The sequence below is a fragment of the Agrobacterium sp. CNPSo 3708 genome (genome assembly GCF_028674915.1).
GTDB lineage: Bacteria > Pseudomonadota > Alphaproteobacteria > Rhizobiales > Rhizobiaceae > Agrobacterium > Agrobacterium cavarae.
The window spans coordinates 648,768-668,620 of the sequence record NZ_JAQZSF010000002.1; the positions used below are offsets into that span (position 1 = coordinate 648,768).

The 19,853-nt window shown below is 57.5% G+C and carries 16 protein-coding genes; 2 read left to right on the forward strand and 14 right to left on the reverse strand.

The annotated features are described in order from the left end of the window. Window positions 1–61: 61 nt before the first annotated feature. The 4 genes from PVA19_RS05930 to PVA19_RS05945 all read right to left on the reverse strand — a co-directional run bounded on the left by PVA19_RS05930 (window position 62) and on the right by PVA19_RS05945 (window position 5,493). Window positions 62–1,879: an alpha/beta fold hydrolase gene (locus PVA19_RS05930; protein WP_274101548.1), complete on the reverse strand. Its 1,818-nt coding sequence runs from the start codon at window positions 1,877–1,879 to the stop codon at window positions 62–64. Window positions 1,880–1,976: 97 nt separating this feature from the next. After that, complete coding sequence (locus PVA19_RS05935; RefSeq protein WP_274101550.1) at window positions 1,977–3,233, reverse strand: glycosyltransferase; 1,257 nt, start codon at window positions 3,231–3,233, stop codon at window positions 1,977–1,979. A gap of 71 nt (window positions 3,234–3,304) precedes the next feature. Then, window positions 3,305–4,384 carry a glycosyltransferase family 4 protein gene (locus tag PVA19_RS05940; RefSeq protein ID WP_274101552.1) on the reverse strand — a complete coding sequence of 360 codons (1,080 nt, stop codon included), beginning with the start codon at window positions 4,382–4,384 and terminating at the stop codon, window positions 3,305–3,307. Continuing rightward, entirely contained in the window at window positions 4,381–5,493 is a 1,113-nt protein-coding gene (locus tag PVA19_RS05945; protein ID WP_274101553.1) for a glycosyltransferase, read from the reverse strand. The genes PVA19_RS05940 and PVA19_RS05945 overlap by 4 nt, the downstream gene beginning before the upstream one ends. 269 nt (window positions 5,494–5,762) lie before the next feature. Here PVA19_RS05945 and PVA19_RS05950 point away from each other — a divergent pair, with 269 nt between their 5' ends. Continuing rightward, complete coding sequence (locus PVA19_RS05950; protein WP_274101554.1) at window positions 5,763–7,004, forward strand: glycosyltransferase; 1,242 nt, start codon at window positions 5,763–5,765, stop codon at window positions 7,002–7,004. Window positions 7,005–7,047: 43 nt separating this feature from the next. Here the strand turns inward: PVA19_RS05950 and PVA19_RS05955 are convergent, their stop codons facing one another. After that, entirely contained in the window at window positions 7,048–7,503 is a 456-nt protein-coding gene (locus PVA19_RS05955) for an NUDIX domain-containing protein (RefSeq protein ID WP_112360402.1), read from the reverse strand. Between the two features lie 247 nt (window positions 7,504–7,750). On the opposite strand from PVA19_RS05955, the gene PVA19_RS05960 reads away from it, so the two are divergent. Next, window positions 7,751–9,052: an O-antigen polymerase gene (locus tag PVA19_RS05960; protein ID WP_274101556.1), complete on the forward strand. Its 1,302-nt coding sequence runs from the start codon at window positions 7,751–7,753 to the stop codon at window positions 9,050–9,052. On the opposite strand, the gene PVA19_RS05965 is transcribed toward PVA19_RS05960, so the two are convergent. The 9 genes from PVA19_RS05965 to PVA19_RS06005 all read right to left on the reverse strand — a co-directional run bounded on the left by PVA19_RS05965 (window position 9,053) and on the right by PVA19_RS06005 (window position 19,790). Further along, a complete protein-coding gene (locus PVA19_RS05965; protein WP_274101558.1) occupies window positions 9,053–9,970 on the reverse strand; it encodes an ATP-grasp fold amidoligase family protein in 918 nt (305 codons plus the stop codon). 41 nt (window positions 9,971–10,011) lie between these two features. Then, window positions 10,012–11,286 (reverse strand): lipopolysaccharide biosynthesis protein, encoded by a 1,275-nt coding sequence (locus PVA19_RS05970; RefSeq protein WP_274101559.1) that lies wholly within the window; start codon window positions 11,284–11,286, stop codon window positions 10,012–10,014. A 33-nt stretch (window positions 11,287–11,319) separates the two neighbouring features. Then, window positions 11,320–13,461 (reverse strand): GumC family protein, encoded by a 2,142-nt coding sequence (locus PVA19_RS05975; RefSeq protein WP_274101560.1) that lies wholly within the window; start codon window positions 13,459–13,461, stop codon window positions 11,320–11,322. 267 nt (window positions 13,462–13,728) lie between these two features. After that, entirely contained in the window at window positions 13,729–14,772 is a 1,044-nt protein-coding gene (locus PVA19_RS05980; protein WP_062423962.1) for a Gfo/Idh/MocA family protein, read from the reverse strand. Window positions 14,773–14,778: 6 nt separating this feature from the next. Then, window positions 14,779–15,564, reverse strand: coding sequence for a ThuA domain-containing protein (locus PVA19_RS05985; RefSeq protein ID WP_062423961.1), 786 nt, complete (start codon window positions 15,562–15,564; stop codon window positions 14,779–14,781). Between the two features lie 56 nt (window positions 15,565–15,620). Continuing rightward, window positions 15,621–16,649 (reverse strand): ABC transporter ATP-binding protein, encoded by a 1,029-nt coding sequence (locus PVA19_RS05990; protein ID WP_274101563.1) that lies wholly within the window; start codon window positions 16,647–16,649, stop codon window positions 15,621–15,623. A 10-nt stretch (window positions 16,650–16,659) separates the two neighbouring features. Further along, the gene (locus PVA19_RS05995; protein WP_274101564.1) at window positions 16,660–17,493 is read right to left on the reverse strand and encodes a carbohydrate ABC transporter permease; all 834 of its coding nucleotides are present in this window, start codon (window positions 17,491–17,493) and stop codon (window positions 16,660–16,662) included. After that, window positions 17,490–18,458, reverse strand: coding sequence for a carbohydrate ABC transporter permease (locus PVA19_RS06000; RefSeq protein ID WP_113180016.1), 969 nt, complete (start codon window positions 18,456–18,458; stop codon window positions 17,490–17,492). Before PVA19_RS06000 ends, PVA19_RS05995 begins: the two co-directional genes overlap by 4 nt. A gap of 63 nt (window positions 18,459–18,521) precedes the next feature. Next, a complete protein-coding gene (locus PVA19_RS06005; protein WP_274101567.1) occupies window positions 18,522–19,790 on the reverse strand; it encodes an ABC transporter substrate-binding protein in 1,269 nt (422 codons plus the stop codon). Between the last annotated feature and the right edge of the window lie 63 nt (window positions 19,791–19,853).

Consider the following 19,853-nt stretch of genomic DNA (forward strand, 5'->3'; position numbering starts at 1 on the left):
CTTTTGAGGCTACGCCAGGGATGGCCTTACGCCTTTTCTCACCGACTTTGAAAATCAGATCTTAATGCTTGGGCTGAAGTTGAAAGGCTAGTGTCTTCAACTCCAGCGTCCAGGCCTCGCGAGCTTCGGCGGTGGTGAGGTTGTGATCGGCCTTCGGGATGGCGACGATCTTAGGCGTGCCATATGGACCTCTCAAAAGACGCCCGCGCCGGCAGAAGTTGCGCTCAAGCATGCCAAAGCCAGCGTCTCCCTCGGAGTAGATTAAGGTGACCTTTGTATCGTTTCCGGCCAGTTTGCTGAAGTCGCGCGAGAGCGAACGGGCGCGTTCGGAAAAATAAGGGTACTTCACTGAAAGCGGGGTGAGAAAGGAAAACGCCTTCCCCACCAACGCCTTGAACAGATTGGAGAGGCCGCTTACCACGCGCACTTCGCCCCGCAGCACACGCTTCCAGAGCGCTCCGCTCATAAACTTGGAGCCATATCCAGACAGCGACTGACGGGTTGAGCGGAGAAACAGGTTCACGTCCACGTCGGCTGGAATATAGAGATCATAGAGGTTGACCGGAACGCAGCCCTTGATCCGCGGGTCTTTTACGGCGCTCTTGAAGGCGACCCACGCGCCGCTGCAACGTCCGGTCACGACGACAGGAAGCTGGTTTTCCGCTTCGAGAAAATCGACGGCAGCCATGACGTCGGTCAACTGGCTCGCATGATAGAGAATCTGCTCCGGCGCGCCCTCGGCAGGCGGGCTATCGGCAACATTTGCTCCATCGAAGCGAAGCGAGGCAATGCCTTGGCGGGCAAGGTCTCTGCACATTTGAGCTGATATACGCCCCCATCCCGACATGCGTTCATAGCCTGTTGGAGACACGATGACGGTGGCACCTTGTCGCTGACCAAGGGGTTCGCAGACGATGCCGTAGAGCCGTTTGTAATCGCCAAAGCGGACCGGGCGCTCTTGAAACCCATCGCCCGTCAGTGGTTGCGAAGAGAGACTTTGCAATAATGCTTCCTGCTGCGGCATTGCAGTCTTGCCGCTCTGCTTTGCCGCGACGTCGGCAGCCCAGCCAGAGAGCATCTCGATGGACTTCAGGGACGGAACCGAGAAAAGCACGTCGCGTACAAAGTTGTTGTAGTCGGGAAACACCACCGACCGCAGCTCGGTATCGAGCGCAGCGAGATGGGTTGCGAACTGCTCGTCGGCCGGACGGTTCTCCTGCTTCAAGAGAAAAATATTGCGTGCAGGTACGCTTGTGGAAGACGATATGGCGATGGTGCGAAGACTGGCGGCGAGACTATCAGGGAAGACCTGTTCGCCCATGGCGGGGCCTGATGCCTGCGCCCTATGCTGCAGGGCATCAGGATTGGCGACACGACTCAAGGCCACGAACTCTCGAAGCCAGTGACGCCCGGACAAAGCGGGCGCGGCAAGCGCAAGACCAACCACATTGTCCATGCTTTCCGCAGCCTTCCAGGCCAGCAGCGCGCCAAGACCATGGCCAATGAGGATCAATTGACGGACTTGAGACAGCTCCCGCAGCTTCGCTGCCGCCGCGCGAATGCTGTCGAGCCATAGATCGAGACCGTTGTCGTAGTCGACTGGATCGATTGCGTCACCCGTTCCGGGATAGTCGAAGCGCATGCTTGAGAGGCCGCGCGTCGCAAGATCGCCAGCAAGCAATCGCCAGAATTTCCGTGCGCATAATTCTTCAAAGCCCCAGGAACTAACGAACAGGACCGCCGTGTCGGCACCCTCACCGCTCAAGGAAACATCCGCCGGCTTATAAAGACCGACCGTGTTTGCAAATGTAACCGGATGGTCGACAGATGTCTGCTGCGTAGACACAGACATCTGACTGGAAGCGAAACCGGCGTTCATGTTCAATTCCCCTGCTTGCACCTATGGAGCAAAAGCAAAAATCGGACAATCGGCTAAATAAAATCTAAAGATACTGTAATTTTCCAAAGTTATTACTTTAGAGAGCCTGAAGCTGTAGATGATCCGGCCTCTGCGCCTCAACCAGAAGTTCATTCAATCGTTCGTAATAGCGCGATGCTTCAGCCGTCCCTTTAAAGCCCCGGATACCTGGAAAAAGTTTATCGCGCTCCGCCCACCAATTTCCATGACCGATCCCAAGCGCCTTTTCCATCACTCCGGCGAGCGATCCGGCCACACTTGGATCATAGCACCAACCCGTTTTCATATCTTCCACGATCTCGGGTGTACCGCCGAGATTGGTGGCGATGATCGGCACACCATAGGCCGCGGCTTCGATCAGGATGAGGCTTTGAGGCTCGCGCCAGCGAGAAGGTAGAATGACAGCATCCGCCACTCCGTAAACCTCCTCCGGCGGCGTAAAGCCCATGAAGGTGACTGGCGCGCCGTTGGCGATGGACTGCAGGTGACGGACATAATCTTCGCGGCCTCGACCCGCAATAATAAGCTTGGCAGAGCGGCGATTCGGCATGTCGACAAAGGCGCGGATGAGATCTTCGATGCCCTTTTCTTCCGACAGAGCCCCGAGATAGCCAAAAGTGAAGATATCACTACGAGCGCTATCGCGTCCGACGAAGGGCCGATGAAGCTTATCCTCGCGGAGGTTCTCGTTCCTCAGCACGTGCCAGTCCGCTTTGGTGAGAACGCCTGCCCGAAGATAGGTCTGCTTAAGCGCCTCGCTTACCGCGATCGCGGTCATTCCATCGCCATCCGATTTCAGTCTCGACGTCAGAACACGACATTTGAGGCACGGGGTGTCGCAATTTCCGCCAGCGTTGAACATGCTCGATTTTGGACAAAGCAGAGCGTAGTCATGCAGATGCACACATAAGGGAATATTCAATTGCCGGCTGGCCTCGAAGAGCGCCGGCTGCATGCGTGCCGAGTTATGCGCGTAGACGAGGTCCACCTGCTCACGCGCGAATATCTCCCTGATTTCCTTGGCTGAAACGGCACCCACTGATGCCTTCAGATGCCAGCGCGCTTTCTCGATGCGCCCGACCAGCGGCTTCTTATGTCCAGGGAGGTAGCTGTTGTGCCAATTCACCCGGACGACTCTGATACCGTCTTCACCCGTCGCTTCGCCCGTCGGCGCCAACCTGTCGCCACTCATACCGAGCGAGAGAACGAAGACCTCGTGGTGGCGCGCCAACTCCCTAGCGCACATACGCGCCACAATCTCCGCACCGCCCTCTTCCTGGGGCGCGAATGTCTGGGCTACGATACAAATCCGCATCGACTGGATTCACTTTCTTTCAACTGGCGCTCTGCCAGTCGACTATTACATTTAAGTATCTTCAATTTTACTTAAAGCTGCTCGACAATATCAAGAAGGCGACCTGCGCTCCTGTCCCAAGAAAATTCTTGAGCGCGCAGATATCCACGCTCTATCATCTTTGCACGATGTTCTGGGTTGTGCAAAATCTCCTTGATCGCGCGAGCCATGTCGTCCGGTCGAAGGGGATCGAAGAACAGTGCCGCATCGCCGCAGACCTCCCGGGTCGGCGGAATATCCGATGCCAGTACAGGGCAACCCAGCAACATGGCCTCCAGCGGCGGAATGCCGAACCCCTCATAGAGGCTGGGAAAAAGAAGCGCCGTCGCTCCGGCATAAAGTCCAGCAATTTCCTCATCGGACAGGCGGCCTGTGAAGACGATCTTATCGGTGACAGAATTTGCCTCCGGATCGGACGTCTCATAGGATTGAAAAACGCTGGATGCGGGCGCGCCTGCGATGACGAACTTGGGCGCTGCTGAACCCATCATCCGGATAGCGTCCATGGCGCGCCTTATATTCTTGTTCGGCGTACGCGAGCCGACGAACAGGAGATAGGGTTCATCCGCGAGCCCCAATCGCGACACGATGGTCTCATCCCTGACAACCGCAGCCATGTGCTCGCAGCTGTTAGAAACAACAGTGACATCCTTGGTGCCGAAAGCACTTTCGAGCTCTCGCTTTGAAAACTCCGATACGGTGGCGATTTTTCCGCGGTGCGCGAGAAGACGGCCCAACAACCCGTGAACCAGCCGGTACTTGCGCGAAAAATTCTCCGGCGTGCGGAAAATCATCGCGTCGTGAACGACTGTGACCGCGCGCGAATGAAGGATGGGGCCGCTATTTCCAAGGTTGATGAGCCGGCCGTGCCGTGCGGCTTTGTAGAGGTTCGTCTGTTCCCAGACATGCCCGGAAGACCGGCCCACAGCCCGCTGTGTGATCGCACGCAGAGGCATCCTTTCCGTGGCTCCCTCCGGCGTCAGCAGCACCCACTCGTCCGCGGTGGGATTTTCGGCCAGCCGTTTGTCGAGAGCAATGACGACCTCCCGGGCAAAACGCTGAACCCCACTCGTCGTTTGAGTGAGGAAGCGCCCATTGATGAAAATGGTCATGCCAGCACACGAACCTCGGCGGTTTGCTTGCCCGTTATCTGGTCATAGAGATCGACAATATCGCCGTTCATCCTGTCGCTCTGATAACGTGACAGAAAACGCATGTATCCCGCAAGGCCCATCTCGCGCCAACCCGCTCTATCGCGCGCCACGATCGTTTGCGCCAGAGCGTCACTATCGCCGGCGGGAACCAGAAAGCCCGTCTGCCCATGGCGTACGATCGAGCGAAGGCCACCAACTGCAGAAGCAATCACCGGCTTCCTGGCACGCATTGCTTCCACCGCAACGAGGCCAAAACCCTCCCAACGCGACGGCATGACCACCACGTCACAAGCATTCATGTAGCCTGCAATCTCCTCGGGCGATTTCCATCCCAAAAGCTCGACATTGTCCGGAACAGAGATGGGCTTGTTTTGCTCTTCCTTCGTCGTGACATGAGCCCCGATGACTTTGACTGCGACCTGGCTACCGAGCGACTGGACGGCTTTCAAAAGCACATCGACACCCTTTTGCCGGTCGAGGCGTCCAACAAACAGCACCTTGAGACGTGGATCGCTCCATTCGACCGGAACCGCGACGGGCCGATTGCTCGACAGGCCGTTTTCGATCACGACCATCCGGTCAGGAGAAATACCGGCTTCGATCCCTCTGTCATATTCGTGCTGTGAGATGGCGACGATCTTCTGGCACAAGGGCGCAAGCAGACGCTCACCTAGCTTTGCGACGGGACGCAGAGGGCCAAGCGTCTCCATGTCGAAAGACCATCCATGCGGACAGTAGACGACGGGGGGGAAATTTCGATTGAGCGCGCCGACTAAGCGCACCGCCAGACCTGCAAAGGTCGAATGGGCATGCACGACGTCCGGACGAAACGATTGCACTTCTTCCGTAACCGCACGTGCCAGCGCCGCAAGGGATTTGTACCGGCCATTCCTTCGGAACGTGGCGATACAGGACAATGGAATATTTTGCACATGAGACAAGTGTCGGTCTGGGACGATCACCCTGATATTCGCCGCGCCGTATTTTGCCACCTGATGGGGCGCCACCTCACTGAGATATGTCGCAGGCCCACCCGGCAGTGTTTCAAAAACGTGCAGAACCCTCATTGTCTCTTCCCTTGGGCCACCCATTGACGTGGGTATACGCGGCATTGTTGTTTTTGTTGCCCAGCGATTTTGTAAAACAGAATTCATGCGCTCGCCACCGATTTGCTCAACTGCGCCCTTCCTCACGACTTCGAAGTGAAGAGCTCTTGATTGATGCAATGACTTTAGACATGCTTTCTCAAGGAAGGTTTATTCAACATATTTAAAGAGTTGTTTGCGATTTAGGAACAATTGTAACGAACCACTCCCGATCAACGAGGGGAAGACGCGTGAAAATCTGCATCGTCTCGCAGACTTTTGCTCCCCAGGCAGAGGGAGGCGCTGAGATATCGGCACGCGCGGGAGCGATCGAGCTCGCCAAGACGCATGATGTGACCGTACTGGCGCTGGGAAAAGTCGGAGATCCTCTGGTGCCGCCAGGGGAAACTCGGCTTGCCGGCAATGTACGCGTGGTTCGCCTGCCCTGGAAGAACAGCTACCTGCCCGGCCACCTCAAGCCCTCGGTCAACTTTGCTCGTCGTGCCGCATGGCATCTGCGCACGGCCTTTGGCGCGCTTTGCGTGGAAGGACTTGCAGAATTTTTCAGGCGCGAGAATTTCAATCTCATCTACGCGCAAAACTCCTCCTATATGCAGCCTGCGATTTTTCAGGCAGCCGAGGACGCAGGGATACCGATCTGTCTGCATCTCCGAGACTACGCCTTGCTCTGTCCCAAGACCAGCATGTTCCGCAGGGAGGACAATTGCATAACGCCTTGCTTCGACTGCAGCCTGATCAATCGTCGCTTGAGACTACGCGGAAACGGCATGACGGTCATTGCCGTCAGCAACTTCGTGAAGCAGCGTTTCATCGAAAACGGTGTTTTGGTTGAAGCTGACTGGCATGTCATGCACAACAAGAACACGCCGCTGCAATCCTTCGACACAAGCGCCATTGGACGCACAACACCGGTGGAGCGCGTGTTTACCTTCGGTTACCTCGGTGCGCTGGCAAAAGAAAAGGGCGTTCCCGACTTGATCAAGGCCTTCAAGGCTTTGCCTGCAGGGAGCAATGCCCGTCTGGTCCTCGCGGGACGCGGTCGCCCGGGTGAGGAAGACCGTATCAAACGTCTTGGCTCAGTGGCCAATGTCGAGTTTCGCGGTTTCGTCACACCTCAGGAAATCTATCGCATCGCCGATGCTGTCGTCGTTCCCTCGCTTTGGCACGAGCCGCAAAGCCGTATCCTCGTTGAGGCTGGCGTCTATGGTGTTCCCGTCATTGGCAGCACGAGAGGCGGAACGCCGGAAATCATCGAAGCAGGAAAAACCGGCTGGTGCTACGATCCGGAGCAGCCGCGAGCGCTTGCCGGACTGCTGGCGAAAGCAGTCTCGATCGGCCCGGAGCGTTGGTGGCAGAGACGCGACGAGCGGTTTCCAGGGATCACCTCATTTGATGGCACGGCGGAGCAGTCAGGATATTATGACAAGCTCGAGAAAATCCTAATGACGGCTGCCACTGGCTCCGCCGTGTAGTTTCTTCGACAAGGGCTACAGGTAAACTGCACTTCGCCAGAGCTTAGCTTTCCTCTTGATCACGTCCAAACAGCGATGACTTTGGATATGGCAGCGCCAACGTCGGCAACGCTCCCGAGTGGAAATAACGTATCGATCTCGTCTCAGTGTCAGGGATCGGCGCCTGTGGAGCCGTAACCTTGCACTTGAACAGCGTCACAACGTATTCAACCTCATCGCCGTTTGGATAAGTGTAGCGGAAATGCTTTCCGCCAAAAACGTCGACGATCTCTTCGACAGCTATCGACAGGCCCGTTTCCTCGAATACCTCTCTAACGATGGCTTCCCGCGGAGTTTCGCCGGGCTCAATAGCCCCTGCTGGCAAGCTCCACCCCTCTCCAGACGACTTCTCCTGCAGCAACAACCGACCGTTCGAATCGTGAATCACCGCTGCGACCGACGGGCAGAGCAATAAGCCTTGGCCAAGCTTTTCGCGCAAAATTTGAATGTGAGATGTCATCCTAACGATCTCTCAGAAAGAGGGCTCGTCAAGCCAGAAATGCCCCGAGCGCCCAGAAGAAATCAGTAGCACAAAATCGGCAGAGATCGGAAATCCGATCATGATTGGCTGTGGACGTCCAACCAACAAACATGGTCAACAATATCTTAAGAGATTTTGGGCATGGTGATGGCAACGAAACGTAGCCTGAACCGACGCGGGTTCAGCTGGCCGATTTTGCAGCCCGGCACGTGAACAAGGCTTGGAAATGTCCAATCTCGCTTGGCTCATCCTCATTCTCGGCTGGTTGATCTTCGTCCTCTATTACATCAGCTCCTTCTTGCGATGGGGTGTGCTGACACTCTCCTCCTATTTCTGGCTTCGTTACACCGTCCTGCCAGTCCTCATCATGCCCATCTTCGCCGGCTCGGAGAAGAATATGGAGGCGGTTGGTGGTGCAATCTTTGCTATCCGGCAGCACCTCGACCAGGCCTTCTTTCTCTCGGTGCTTGGCGTCGTCTTTCTCATTGTCGGCATGGGCCTTGCAACATTCAGCTCAGGCCGAAGCTACCTCTTCGACTTCATTGAAAGCGGTTACTCTTTCTGGCAGACGCGGACCGGCGCTTGGCTGTCCTTCCTCATCATTCTCCTGGCAACGGCGGGGCTGTTCGCTCTCGGAGTGAGGCCCTTCGAGGGTCGCGAATTCGCTTTCGAAAACCCCTCGATCCGCCCGGTCATCAATCTCTACGCTGTCATTCTTCCGACCACCGCGATCAGCCTGCTGGTCTATGGTTTTGCCGGGGGCCGGAAATTCATTGCCATGGGCCTCTTCTGCAGCGTGCTTGGCTTGATGATCGGTACGCGCGGCGCCAGTATCGAAGCGCTCTTCGCCTTCGTCATTTGCATCATCATTGCCTACCGATACCGCAACCTCCTCGTCTTCGGTGCTTCCGCCTTCGCGTTTATCCTCGTCGCCGTAGGCCTCGGCATATTGCGCTCGTCTGCAGATGGCCAGGCAGCACCCGACTTGATCGACAGCCTGAGCGCCCAGATCTTCTACGGCAACAACTTCTCGGATTTTCGCGACTACGCGTGGATCTTGAGCGGCTTCAAGGGCCAGTTCTACCACGGCATGACCTATCTGGCGGGCTACACCGCACTGATCCCCGCCTTCATCAGCGAGTTTCGAAACGACTACCGCACCGGCGTCATCACCACGACGCTCGCAGGGCTCGATCCCGAATTCCATGCTGGCCTGCGACCCACCCTCTTCGGCGAGGCCTATCTCAATTTCGGCATCCCCGGCATCATCTTTGCCGCAACGCTTTTCGGCTTCTACTTCGGCAAGCTGCATCTTTGGGTCCACACGGACCTGCCACGCAATGGCCTAGGCGTGCGACGCGTGGCCTGCGGTTACATCGCGTTCCTGTTCCTGTTCAACGCGGTCTTCACCCCGAGCTTCTACTACGTCTATGTTGTGTCGGCGTGGCTCCTGGGCGGCATCATCCTGTCGTGGCTTCTCACTGTCCCAGATCGCACGGATACCAACGACCTCCCTTCGGCAGGCTGATCACCCCTCTGCCGATGTGCGAAACCGCCCTTTGGGATTATCGCGCCAGAAGGTGCCCAGCCAGGCATCCGTCGATGGTGGACGGAAGGCGCCAAATCCCGACGTCGGAGAGAAAGTCATTTCCCCGAAAACCGGTCCCGACGGCTTGTCGTAGAAATCGATGCGGACGAATTCGAAGCCCTGCGCCAGGGTGCGGGCCGCGGCGAGAATGGCATCGAGGTGCGGCGGACGCGGCAATTCCTTGTCTTCCATCGGGTAGTAATGACCGAAGGATAGCTTGTTCCAATGCTCGTCATAAAAGCAGCGGCGGTGATCGCTGAAGCGGGCCGTATCGATCTGGATGCAGGGAATATCGTCCTCGAAGCAGAACAGCTTGTAGTCCACCGGCGCCTCGCCATTCTCGCCAATAAAGGGCTCGATGAAGAGTTCCGGTTCGATATGGTTGTACCATTCTTCCGCAAGACGCCAGGCGGTACGTCCCTGTAGCCATAGGTCGCACTTCTCCTTGGCACCGACGAGATCGTCAGGCCCATAGACGAAGATGTTCCGATCCGAACCGTGATTGACCTTGATCACATAGGGAAACGGCAAGGGCGGGCAATCGTCGAGGTTCTTGCCCCGCCAAAGCGTCGGTGTCACCCATTCCTTGCCAAGCACCTTGGCGACATGCGCTTTGACAGCGATCTTGTCGCTCAGCATGATCAATCGCGGATCGTCCGCTGGTTCACGCCACGCGATCTTGCGCGCAACCAGGTGTTCATTGAGTGTCTTGGGGTTATTGATGTTGGGCCAAAGCCGGTGATAGCGGTAATACTGAAGTTGGGTCGCCTGTTTGATCGGCAGGCTGTGTATGGTGGCGTGATAGAGCGCCTTTAGAAGCTTCCCCAACACGGTTTTCTGCGGTTGACCGACTGCCATGCCCATCCCCTTTAGCCTGCCCCCAGCAGGCATCAATTGCTTTAAATATTTCTTGAAGCGCGCCACAGCATGAGCGCCGAAACGCTCGCTGTAATCAGAGCCGTCACAAGCGCTGCGAGCCCCGCTCCCATGAAGCCCAAGGTGCTGATGAGAAGAAAACTCATGCCGATCGAGATAATAACGCTGGAAAGATTGACGACGGCGTAATGGCCGTCCTTTCTGAGGCTGCTCATGCCAAAACCCATGAGATCGGTGCAGGCGCGGACCGCAGCCGTAACCAGCAGCAGCGCAAAAACGCCCTCGTGCTCAATAAGCGCAGGCATGTTCATGACCTCCACCACCACACTTCCCGCAACGAAAATCGCCACGCCGAGAATGAGGCCGGCCACGGCCGTCTTGGTAAATTGCCGGACCATCATCCGTCGCCATTCCGCAGCCGAGCCGTCGTTGTAAGCCTTGAATAATTTTGGGATGGCGATTTGCAGGACAGCCGTCGAGATCAGCGTCTGCAATGCATTCGCCAGCGACCAGTAGAAGGTGTAGACCCCCGTCAATGACAGCGTCAGCAACAGTGAAATGATATAGCGGTCGGCATAGACAAGCCCGACGTTGCAAATCTCGCTGATGTGAATCATCCAGGAGCGGCGCATGCGGCTCTTGATCCAGTCATAGCGCACCGGCGCTTTGGCGATGCGCGCAAGTGGCCAATGGCGCAGGGCGTAAAACAGGCCGATAAACATGCCGATATACCCAAGCGACCAGCCGACGAACACTGTTTCAACGTTGCGAAATGCTGGGAAGGCGAGGCCCAGAGCAATCACGGGCAAGACCCAGGACGTCGTTCGCAGGAAGAAAAGGATATTGGCCGCGCTTGCCATCTCCTTGGAGATCAAGGGCATGTGGATGTCGCAGGCGATCGTCTCCAGCCAGACGATGATCAGGATGACGACATATAGAGGTTTGATCGGATAACCGAGCGTGAACGCCGTAACGACGGCCAGCAGCGTCATGAGGGACAGGGACGCAATCGTTACCGCAAGCCGCGTCTTCATATAGGCGCCGGTCACGCCGTTCGATTTACCGCTGACATCGCGGGCGATGAAGTAGTTGAGTCCCCATCCAAGGATTGCCGGCGCGGTTGTGACGACGCCAAGGGCAAGGCCATAGATGCCCGCCGCCTCCAGCCCCATGAACTTAACGATATAGAAGGAAAGCGCGAAGCGCAGAACGAGCGTCGATCCGCGAAGTCCGGTATTGAAGAGAATGCTGAGGCCTGTGGCTCCAAGGCCCTTCTGCCAGAATGGGATGCGCTTCATGGCGAGATGCCTACTGTCTGCCAAGACCGGGCCTCAATAATGCAGGCCGGTACGGTCTTGGCGAACCACCCGTGCCTGCTTGAGCCCACTTTCTTCGAGAGCTACGAGCGAGAGAACAGTACTTCCGGCATCGTCCTCATTTTGCATGAGAACGACCTCGTCGACCATCTTGGCAATCGGTGCGGAGATGGGATGCGCACTGGCAATCCCGCCATCGACAACGATAAGATCGAAGGCCTCGTTTTCCTCGCTTACCATTTTGCCCGACAGATGAGCCTGGAGATCAGCACCAGCGGGCAGGAATTTCATCAGCGCCGTGTCTTCGAAATCGACAATTCCCCCACGCTCATCACGATCTGTGACAGCGTTGTCTGCGGCGGCGGAGGATGCATCCAGCAACATGCGCGTCAATGCCGGATCACGGCTTGCGCCGTCCGCCAACAGCACGCGCCGTCCCAGGCGCGCGGCAGCATGTGCCAGGTTGAATGCCGTATGCGAGGCGCGATTTTGCGGGCCGACGGCAGCCACGAGCACCGCATATCCTTGTGCCAAAGGAACCGAAGAGCACAGTTCCTTCACAAGCCCCGCATAGTCATCTTTCTCATTGGCCAGAAGCGCGCGGCTGCGCTTGGCAGGTATGATGCCTGACGCAAGAGTCACGGGTTTGGGGACAGGCTCTGGAGAAGCAACAGGTGCAACCGTCGAAACCGGTGTTGATGGAACAGTCTGAAGCTTTTCTTCAGGCGGCGTGACTGCAGGCTTTTCCGGCTTCGCCCTCTTGAAGCGATTGACAAGGGAGGGGGTAGCAGCAGCGACCGCCGAGCTTCGTCCACCGAACTGGTCGCGCAGCACCAGAATACCGGCTGCCAGGATCATGCCGAAGAGTCCGGCACCGGTGGCGAGCAAGGCTCTCGGTGGTCCAGCCTTTTTCAACGGCGCCTCGGCAACGGAAATGATCCGCGAATTTTCCGTCGGCGTTCCCTGCTGCTCGGTAAGCTGGCGCGTCCGCAGCAGGAAGGATTCGTAGACGGCACGATCGCTGTCGAGCTTGCGCTGAAGCTCGCGCAGTTGCACCATCGTGCTTTCTTCGCCGTTTTGATTGCGCGTCAGCCGGTCAAGATTGGCCTGAAGAAGCGCCAACTGGTTTTTCAGCCGGTCGAGATTGCGCGATGTCGTGGTGGAGAAATTGCGAAGCTGGTCGTCGAGAATGGTGGCAAGCGACTGCGTTCTCGCTCTTGCGGCCTGAAGCGCTGGATGCTGCGCGCCGAGCGAGGTTGCGAGAACGGCCTGTTCCTCCTGGCTTTGCTGGTACCGGGCCCTGAGCGAAATGATCGATGGAGTCAGTGAGGAATCGGGGATCGATCGCAGATATTGCCGGTCGTTACGCGCCTGCCTCAGTTCGGAAACCAGCGCCTCGTTCTCTGCAATCGTGCCGGATAGACGCGCAATCTCCGCATTGGTGTCGGAAATCTGCTGCTCGATATCGGGACGCCCGGCGACGTTGGCAAGGTTGTGGGTTGCCCTGTAGGTCTGAACGGCACGGTCGCCATCTTCCACGGCCTTGCGCAGTTGCTCCAACTGTGCGGACAGGCCGCCACCCGTGCGCTTCAGCGTGTCGGCATTCATCTCCGAACGGAGTTCCAAGTAGGTGTCGGCAATCGTATTGGCGAGCTTTGCCGCCTGCTCCGGGCTGCTGGATCTCACAGTGACATTGACGATGAAGCTCTTGCCGACGATCGCAACAGACTCGGCCTTGCGCAGTCTATCGACCGCAAGCTGTGTGCGGCTTTTGCTGTCGGTATATTCGGAATTGTAGGCGCCGAAGTCTGGATCGTTCTGCAGATTTTCTTTTTCGACGACGCGGGTCAGAAGCTCATTCGACGTCAGCAGATATTGCTGGTTCAGCACGTGAGAATCGACCGCACGCGGCTGGGCAGTCAGATCGCTTTCCAAGATCCTGGAGCCTTCCGGATCAAGCAGGATTTGGGTGGTAGCAGAATAGTAATTGGGGATGAGCAGCGACACGCCGAAGGCGGCAGCTGCCAGAAGCAGTCCGCTCAAAAGGATGATGAGGATATTACGCCATAGAAGAGCGAAGAGCCGCAGCAGGTTTTCCGGTCCATGCGTGGGTTCGCGATAGCTCGCCCCGTCCATCACGCCCTGATTCATCGCCATCTCAGTTCACCGGCCCATAACGCAAACACATAAAAGCAGACGAGGAACTGGTGAGGACAACATCACCATGACCCGCGCGACAGAGATGTCCAAGCTTTAAAGATGGCCGCTTCAGTATATCGGCGCTCCAGCACAGACACTCTCTGGATCACCCTAGAACAGCACCTGTTAACATACCGTTTGTCGGGTGTTGGCGAGCCTTAATGCAAGAAGGCCGCGGAGCGGGCGGCTCCCCGGCCTTCAATGTCTGTGCTGACTGTCGAAACCTCAGACGGCGATTTCGCGTCGCTCGCGATCGGTGATGATCGAGAGGTCGAGGATCTTCTGCAGGTTGGCCGCGTGACGGAAATCAGGATCGGCGACCCCACCCTCCATCACCGCCTTGGCGAATTTCTCGTAGTTGGTCGGCACGGGTTCCGGCTCGATATCCCGCCAGACCGCCTTTTCGATATCCTCGCCAAGGCAACCGCGCAGCGTCGAATATTCCGGCGTATGGACGACCTCAAGCGCGCCCTTGTCGCCATGCAGGCGCAGGCGAAGCTCGTTGAGGTGGCCGGTCGCCCAACGGGTGGCATGAATGACACCCATGGCGCCGTTCTGCAATTCTGCCGTCATGGTGAAGCTGTCATTGGCATCAAGATCATAGACGTCAATCCGGTTGCCCTCATATTTGTCGAAAGTCTTCAGACGCGTGAAGATGCGCTCCACATCGCTTCCCGCACCGTAGGACGCAAAGTCGAGAATGTGGATGCCGACATCGCCCAGCACGCCGTTTGAGCCGTGCTTGGTCGACAGGCGCCAGAGCCATTTGCTCTCCGTCATCCAGTCGCCCCAGGCTTTCGACACCAGCCAGCTCTGGAGATAGGATGCCTCCAGGTGGCGAAGCTTGCCGATGCGACCGTCCAGCACCATCTTGCGCGCTTCCTGTAGCGGAGCAACATTGCGATAGGTGAGATTGACCATGGCAACGAGACCGGCCTGTTCGGCGGCATCCGCCATTTCGGCAGCCTTGCCATAGGTTTCCGCCAGCGGTTTTTCGCAGAAGACGTGCTTACCGGCAGCCAGCAGCTTGAGGCTGGTTGGGTGGTGGATTGCGTCAGGCGTGACGTTCGCCACCGCATCGAACTCGCCCCAGGCAAGGGCATCATCCAGCGAGGTGAAGGTCAGCGGAATGTTGTGGCGTGCGGCAAAGGCGCGGACGATTACCTCGTCCACATCCACTGCTGCAACGGTTTCCACACCGGAAATCTGAGAGAAATGGGTGGCGTGCGTGTTCGCCATGCCACCGGTACCGAGAATAAGAAGCTTCATGATGGATTACCTGTAACCTGCTTCACCAGCCTGGTGCAGTTTGGGGCCGCGCTCTTCGATAGGCTCAAGCGCCTTGTCGACCGGCACGTTCGGGGCATCGTGGATGCTCTTCAGCGCGCCTGCCGGATTGTAGGCCCATTTGACCGAGTTGCTGATGACCGTCTGAATATTGGCGTCGTGGTAGGTGGGATATGTTTCATGTCCCGGACGGAAATAAAAGATGTTGCCCGCACCGCGGCGCCATGTGAGACCGGAGCGGAAAACCTCGCCGCCCTGGAACCAGGAAATAAATACGGTTTCAAGGGGTTCTGGCACGGAGAACTGCTCCCCGTACATTTCCTCGTTTTCCAGTTCAAAATGCTCCGGCAGGCCGGCGGCGATTGGGTGACGGGGATTAATGGTCCAGATGCGTTCACGCTCGCCGGCTTCGCGCCACTTCAAGGCGCAGGGCGTGCCCATCAGCCGCTTGAACGGCTTGGAGAAGTGACCGGAGTGGAGAACGATGAGACCCATGCCTTCCCAGACGCGCTTGGCGACGCGCTCGACAATTTCGTCCTGAACGGCGCCATGGTCCTTGTGGCCCCACCAGACCAGCACATCGGTCTCGTCCAATCTCGCCTGCGAAAGCCCGTGCTCGGGCTCCTGCAGGGTGGCGGTCGTCGCATTGATCTCCGGGTCCTTGTTCAAGGCATCGGCAATCGTGTTGTGCATGCCGTTGGGATACACAGCACGAACCGTCTCATTGATATGCTCGTGGATGTTCTCGCCCCAGACGACGGTATTGATGGTCATAGATATGCTCCTTGATGAACCAGCGTGGGTTGTTAACGCCGGTGAAGTGAAATTGATCAGGCGGCTCCGCGTGTTTCTGCTCTTTTCAGAGCAACACCTGCCTGATCGAAACGGTGAATGTGCTCCGGCAAGGGCGAGAGCTTTAGTTTTTCGCCGGGCGCTCGGTGCGAAACACCCTCCTCGCGCACGACAAGCGGCTCGTCCGCGCCGATATCGACGTAGATGTAGCTATCGGAGCCGAGCATTTCGGAGTGAACGATTTCGCCCGTCCAGCCACCCGCTCCATCGGAAACCACGATATGCTCCGGCCGCACACCGATCGAATGCGCGCCGTGGCTTTCGGCCAAACGTCCACCGATGAAATTCATCTTCGGCGAGCCGATAAAGCCGGCGACGAAGGTGTTGACCGGGGTCTCGTAAAGCTCGAGCGGCGTGCCGACTTGCTCGACACGACCGTCCCGCAACACGCAAATTCTGTCTGCAAGCGTCATCGCCTCTACCTGATCGTGGGTAACGTAGATCATGGTCGTGTCATGCATGCTACGGTGGAGCTTGGCAATTTCAAGACGGGTCGCGACACGAAGGGCAGCATCGAGATTGGAGAGTGGCTCATCGAAGAGGAAGACCTTGGGATCGCGAACGATGGCACGTCCAATGGCCACACGCTGGCGCTGGCCGCCGGAAAGCTGTTTGGGCAGACGTTCGAGATAGGGTGTCAGTTGCAGCATCTCTGCGGCCGCTTCCACGCGCTTGCGCCGCTCTTGCTTGCTGGAGCCGGCGAGCTTCATGCCGAAGGCCATGTTCTCGAACACGGTCATGTGCGGATAGAGCGCATAGGACTGAAAGACCATGGCGACACCGCGCTTGGCAGGCGTGAGGCGATTGACCACCTCGCCCTCGAAGGAGAGTTCACCGCCGGTAATTTCCTCCAAGCCGCAGATGAGACGCAACAGCGTCGATTTCCCGCAGCCGGATGGGCCGACGAAGACCATGAATTCGCCGGAGCGGATATCCATGTCGATGCCTTTGATCACCTCGAAAGCGCCAAAGGATTTGCGCAAGTTGCGCAGTTGGATGCTGGTCATGAGATTTCTCCTAGCCTTTGACGCCACCGGCGGTGAGGCCGGAAATGATGCGTCGCTGGAAGATCAGAACGAGGATGACGAGTGGGACGGTGACAATGACGGAGGCCGCCATGATCGTTCCCCAGGGAATTTCAAACTGGGAGCTTCCCGAAAGCAGGGCAATCGCCACCGGAACCGTGCGTTGATCGTTCGATGAGGTGAAAGTGAGCGCGAAGAGGAACTCGTTCCAGGCCGCGATGAAGGCGAGAAGCCCCGTCGTAACCAGCGCCGGCCACATCAGCGGCAGGAAAACCTGCGTGATGATCACCCATGGCGAGGCACCATCGACGATCGCCGCCTCTTCGATTTCCACAGGCAGATCCCGCATGAAGGTCGTCAGAACCCAGACGGTAAAGGGCAGTGTGAAGATCATGTAGGAGAAGATCAGCGCCAGCGGCGTGTTGAACAGACCCGCCCAGCGGATCAATTCAAAGAGGCCGGCCAGCACCGCGATCTGCGGAAACATCGAGACCGAGAGGATCGTCAGCAGTAGCAGCGCGCGGCCCCGAAAGCGAACACGGGCAAGCGCATAAGCCGCCGTTACCGCCAGAAGCAATGAGAGAGCCACGACGCAGGTTGCCACCATGAGCGAGTTGCCGAGATTGCGCAGGAAGCTGTCATTGGCCAGCACGTCGGCATAATTGCCGAAAGAGAAGCTCTTCGGCAGATAGTTGATTTCGAAGAGAGCCGTGCCGGATTTGAAGCTGGTCAGGATGGCATAATAGAAGGGAAAGACCGCCACCACGATGATGATGGCGACGAGCGCATAAAAGGCGGTGTTTTTCAGAACCGTCGTTGCCGTCATTTTGCGCCTCCATCGGTGTTGACGCGGCCAAGCCACATATAGACGATGGTGATTGAGGCGATGATGAGAAACAGCATCGTCGAGACCGCCGCACCATAGGCGAACTTGTCGAAGTCGAAGAGGTTTTCGCGTGCCAGCACCGACAAGGTGCGCGTCTGGGCATTGTTGGGCGTCAGTATGTAGATGAGGTCGAAGACGCGCATCGCATCCAGCATGCGGAAGATGACCGCGACCATCAGCGCCGGGCGGATCATCGGCAGTGTGACGCGCCAAAACACCTTGATCGGGTGGATGCCATCGACCTTGGCTGCCTCGTACATATCCTTCGGCACCATCTGCAGACCGGCGAGAATGAGGAGCGCCATGAAGGGCGTCGTCTTCCACACGTCGACGATCAGCACGGCGGTCATAGCGGTCTCAGGATTGGCCGTCCATGCGATCTTCTGGCTGATAAGGCCAAGGCTCAGCATCATGTCGTTCAAAATGCCGAACTGGTCGTTCAGCATCCAGGACCACATGCGGGCTGAAACGATGGTCGGAATGGCCCAGGGAATGAGGATCGCGGCACGCACGAGGCCTCGACCCCTGAACTCGGCGTTCAACACCAGCGCTACGATGAGACCCAGAACCGTTTCGAGCGACACGGAGACGATGGTGAATTTCACCGTGTTCCAGGCAGCGCCCCAGAAGACCGGATCTGCAAGGAGTCCACGATAAACGGTGCGACCACTGCTGAGCGTAATCCACGAAATGTAGTTCTTGAGGCCGACGAATTGGGCGCCGGAGAGATTGGTCAGAGAGGCGTCCGTCAGACTGAACCAGACGGTTCTGACGAGAGGCCAGCCCGCGACAAGCGCGAGCACGAGAAAGGTCGGGGCGAGGAACAGCCAGGCTGAGCGCAGCCGCTCCGACTGCAGGTCGGAGCCGACCATCGCCGCCTGTCTATCAGGGACAGTTGTTTTCATGAGAGCTTCCACCGATTGGACGGGAGGCGAAGCGGCGAGAGATGCCGCTTCGCGTTGACAGTGTTACCAGCCACTTCCCTTGAGATCGGTCAGCTCGACTTCAAGAAGTTCGAGGTTTTCGGCAGCCGTGCCGGAGCCGGAAAGCGTGTTGTGCACAGCACCCCAGAACTTCGACGAGACCTCGTTGTACTTCACCTTGGTTGCCGCGGAGGGACGCGGAACCGCCGTCTCGAAGATCGGCTTCCACTGCGGCATGAAGGGCTGCGCTGCAGCCACATCCTTGTCGTCGTAAAGCGCTGCGATTGTGGGCATATTAGACAGTTCCACCGCCCGCTTCTTTTGCGTTTCGGCAGAGGTCAGGAATTTGACCAGTTCTATGGCTGCATCCTGGCTCTTCGAATATTTCGAGACAGCGACGTTCCAGCCACCCAGGGTCGAAGCAGGTGCCTCACCGTCTGCGCCCGCTGGCAGCGGCGCGACGCTGAACTTGCCCTTGATCGCGCTGTCTGCACCATTGCCGAGAGCATAGGCATAGGGCCAGTTGCGCATGAAGACGGAATTGCCCGTTTGCCAGACCCCGCGGGCCTCCTCTTCCTTGTAGGCCAATGCGCCCTGGGGCGAAATCGTGCCGATCCAGCTTTTCGCCATATCGAGAGCGGCAGCGGCCTTCTCGTTATTGATGGTAATGTCGCCATTGGTCTCGACGATATGTCCACCGCCAGCGGACGCCACCCATTCGAGCGCGTTGCAGGTCAGGCCTTCATAAGCACTGCCCTGGAACACGAAGCCCCATATGTCCTTCTGGCCGGCTGCACGTTCCTTGTCCTGAATTTCCTTGGCAGTCTCTGCCATCTCTTTCCAGGTCTTCGGCGGCTGCTTGCCGTATTTGTCGAGCAGATCCTTGCGATAGAACATCGCCGGCGCATCGGTGTACATCGGCATGGCCACAAGCTTGCCGTCCACGGTTTGCGACGCGACCACGGATGGGAAATGCTGACCGATGACGTCCTTGGCCGCAGCCGTCAGATCGACGAACTGATCGGCAAGTTGTGGCGCCCAGACGATATCGGTCTGGTAGACATCCACATCCGTGTTCCCGGCTGCCAGCCAAAGGCGATACTGGCTGAACTGTTCGCTTGACGATGGCGGCATCGTCACCAGTTTGACCTTATGGCCGCTCTGCTTTTCAAACTCGGCCAGACGCTCGCGAATGAAGTTCAGATTCTTGCCGGTGGAATTGGCTGCCATGGCGATCTCGGCAGCTTGGGCCGATGTCGCAAAAGCCAAAAGGCTGCCGCAGAGCAACAAGGCCCTCTTAGAAAAGTTCGTCATCATTCTCCTCCCTATGAAACTTTGACGATATGTAAATTGAAAACGCTTTCAATTTTTCGAAGC

What these genes read in the sequence shown, in the direction of transcription:
- PVA19_RS06005 (WP_274101567.1), bottom strand. Translation starts at nt 19,790, where the DNA reads ATGACGAACTTTTCTAAGAGGGCCTTGTTGCTCTGCGGCAGCCTTTTG.
- PVA19_RS05965 (WP_274101558.1), bottom strand. Translation starts at nt 9,970, where the DNA reads ATGGCAGTCGGTCAACCGCAGAAAACCGTGTTGGGGAAGCTTCTAAAG.
- PVA19_RS05985 (WP_062423961.1), bottom strand. Translation starts at nt 15,564, where the DNA reads ATGACCATCAATACCGTCGTCTGGGGCGAGAACATCCACGAGCATATC.
- PVA19_RS05975 (WP_274101560.1), bottom strand. Translation starts at nt 13,461, where the DNA reads ATGGCGATGAATCAGGGCGTGATGGACGGGGCGAGCTATCGCGAACCC.
- PVA19_RS05940 (WP_274101552.1), bottom strand. Translation starts at nt 4,384, where the DNA reads ATGACCATTTTCATCAATGGGCGCTTCCTCACTCAAACGACGAGTGGG.
- PVA19_RS05955 (WP_112360402.1), bottom strand. Translation starts at nt 7,503, where the DNA reads ATGACATCTCACATTCAAATTTTGCGCGAAAAGCTTGGCCAAGGCTTA.
- PVA19_RS05990 (WP_274101563.1), bottom strand. Translation starts at nt 16,649, where the DNA reads ATGACCAGCATCCAACTGCGCAACTTGCGCAAATCCTTTGGCGCTTTC.
- PVA19_RS05980 (WP_062423962.1), bottom strand. Translation starts at nt 14,772, where the DNA reads ATGAAGCTTCTTATTCTCGGTACCGGTGGCATGGCGAACACGCACGCC.
- PVA19_RS05960 (WP_274101556.1), top strand. Translation starts at nt 7,751, where the DNA reads ATGTCCAATCTCGCTTGGCTCATCCTCATTCTCGGCTGGTTGATCTTC.
- PVA19_RS05970 (WP_274101559.1), bottom strand. Translation starts at nt 11,286, where the DNA reads ATGAAGCGCATCCCATTCTGGCAGAAGGGCCTTGGAGCCACAGGCCTC.
- PVA19_RS05995 (WP_274101564.1), bottom strand. Translation starts at nt 17,493, where the DNA reads ATGACGGCAACGACGGTTCTGAAAAACACCGCCTTTTATGCGCTCGTC.
- PVA19_RS05945 (WP_274101553.1), bottom strand. Translation starts at nt 5,493, where the DNA reads ATGAGGGTTCTGCACGTTTTTGAAACACTGCCGGGTGGGCCTGCGACA.
- PVA19_RS05935 (WP_274101550.1), bottom strand. Translation starts at nt 3,233, where the DNA reads ATGCGGATTTGTATCGTAGCCCAGACATTCGCGCCCCAGGAAGAGGGC.
- PVA19_RS06000 (WP_113180016.1), bottom strand. Translation starts at nt 18,458, where the DNA reads ATGAAAACAACTGTCCCTGATAGACAGGCGGCGATGGTCGGCTCCGAC.
- PVA19_RS05930 (WP_274101548.1), bottom strand. Translation starts at nt 1,879, where the DNA reads ATGAACGCCGGTTTCGCTTCCAGTCAGATGTCTGTGTCTACGCAGCAG.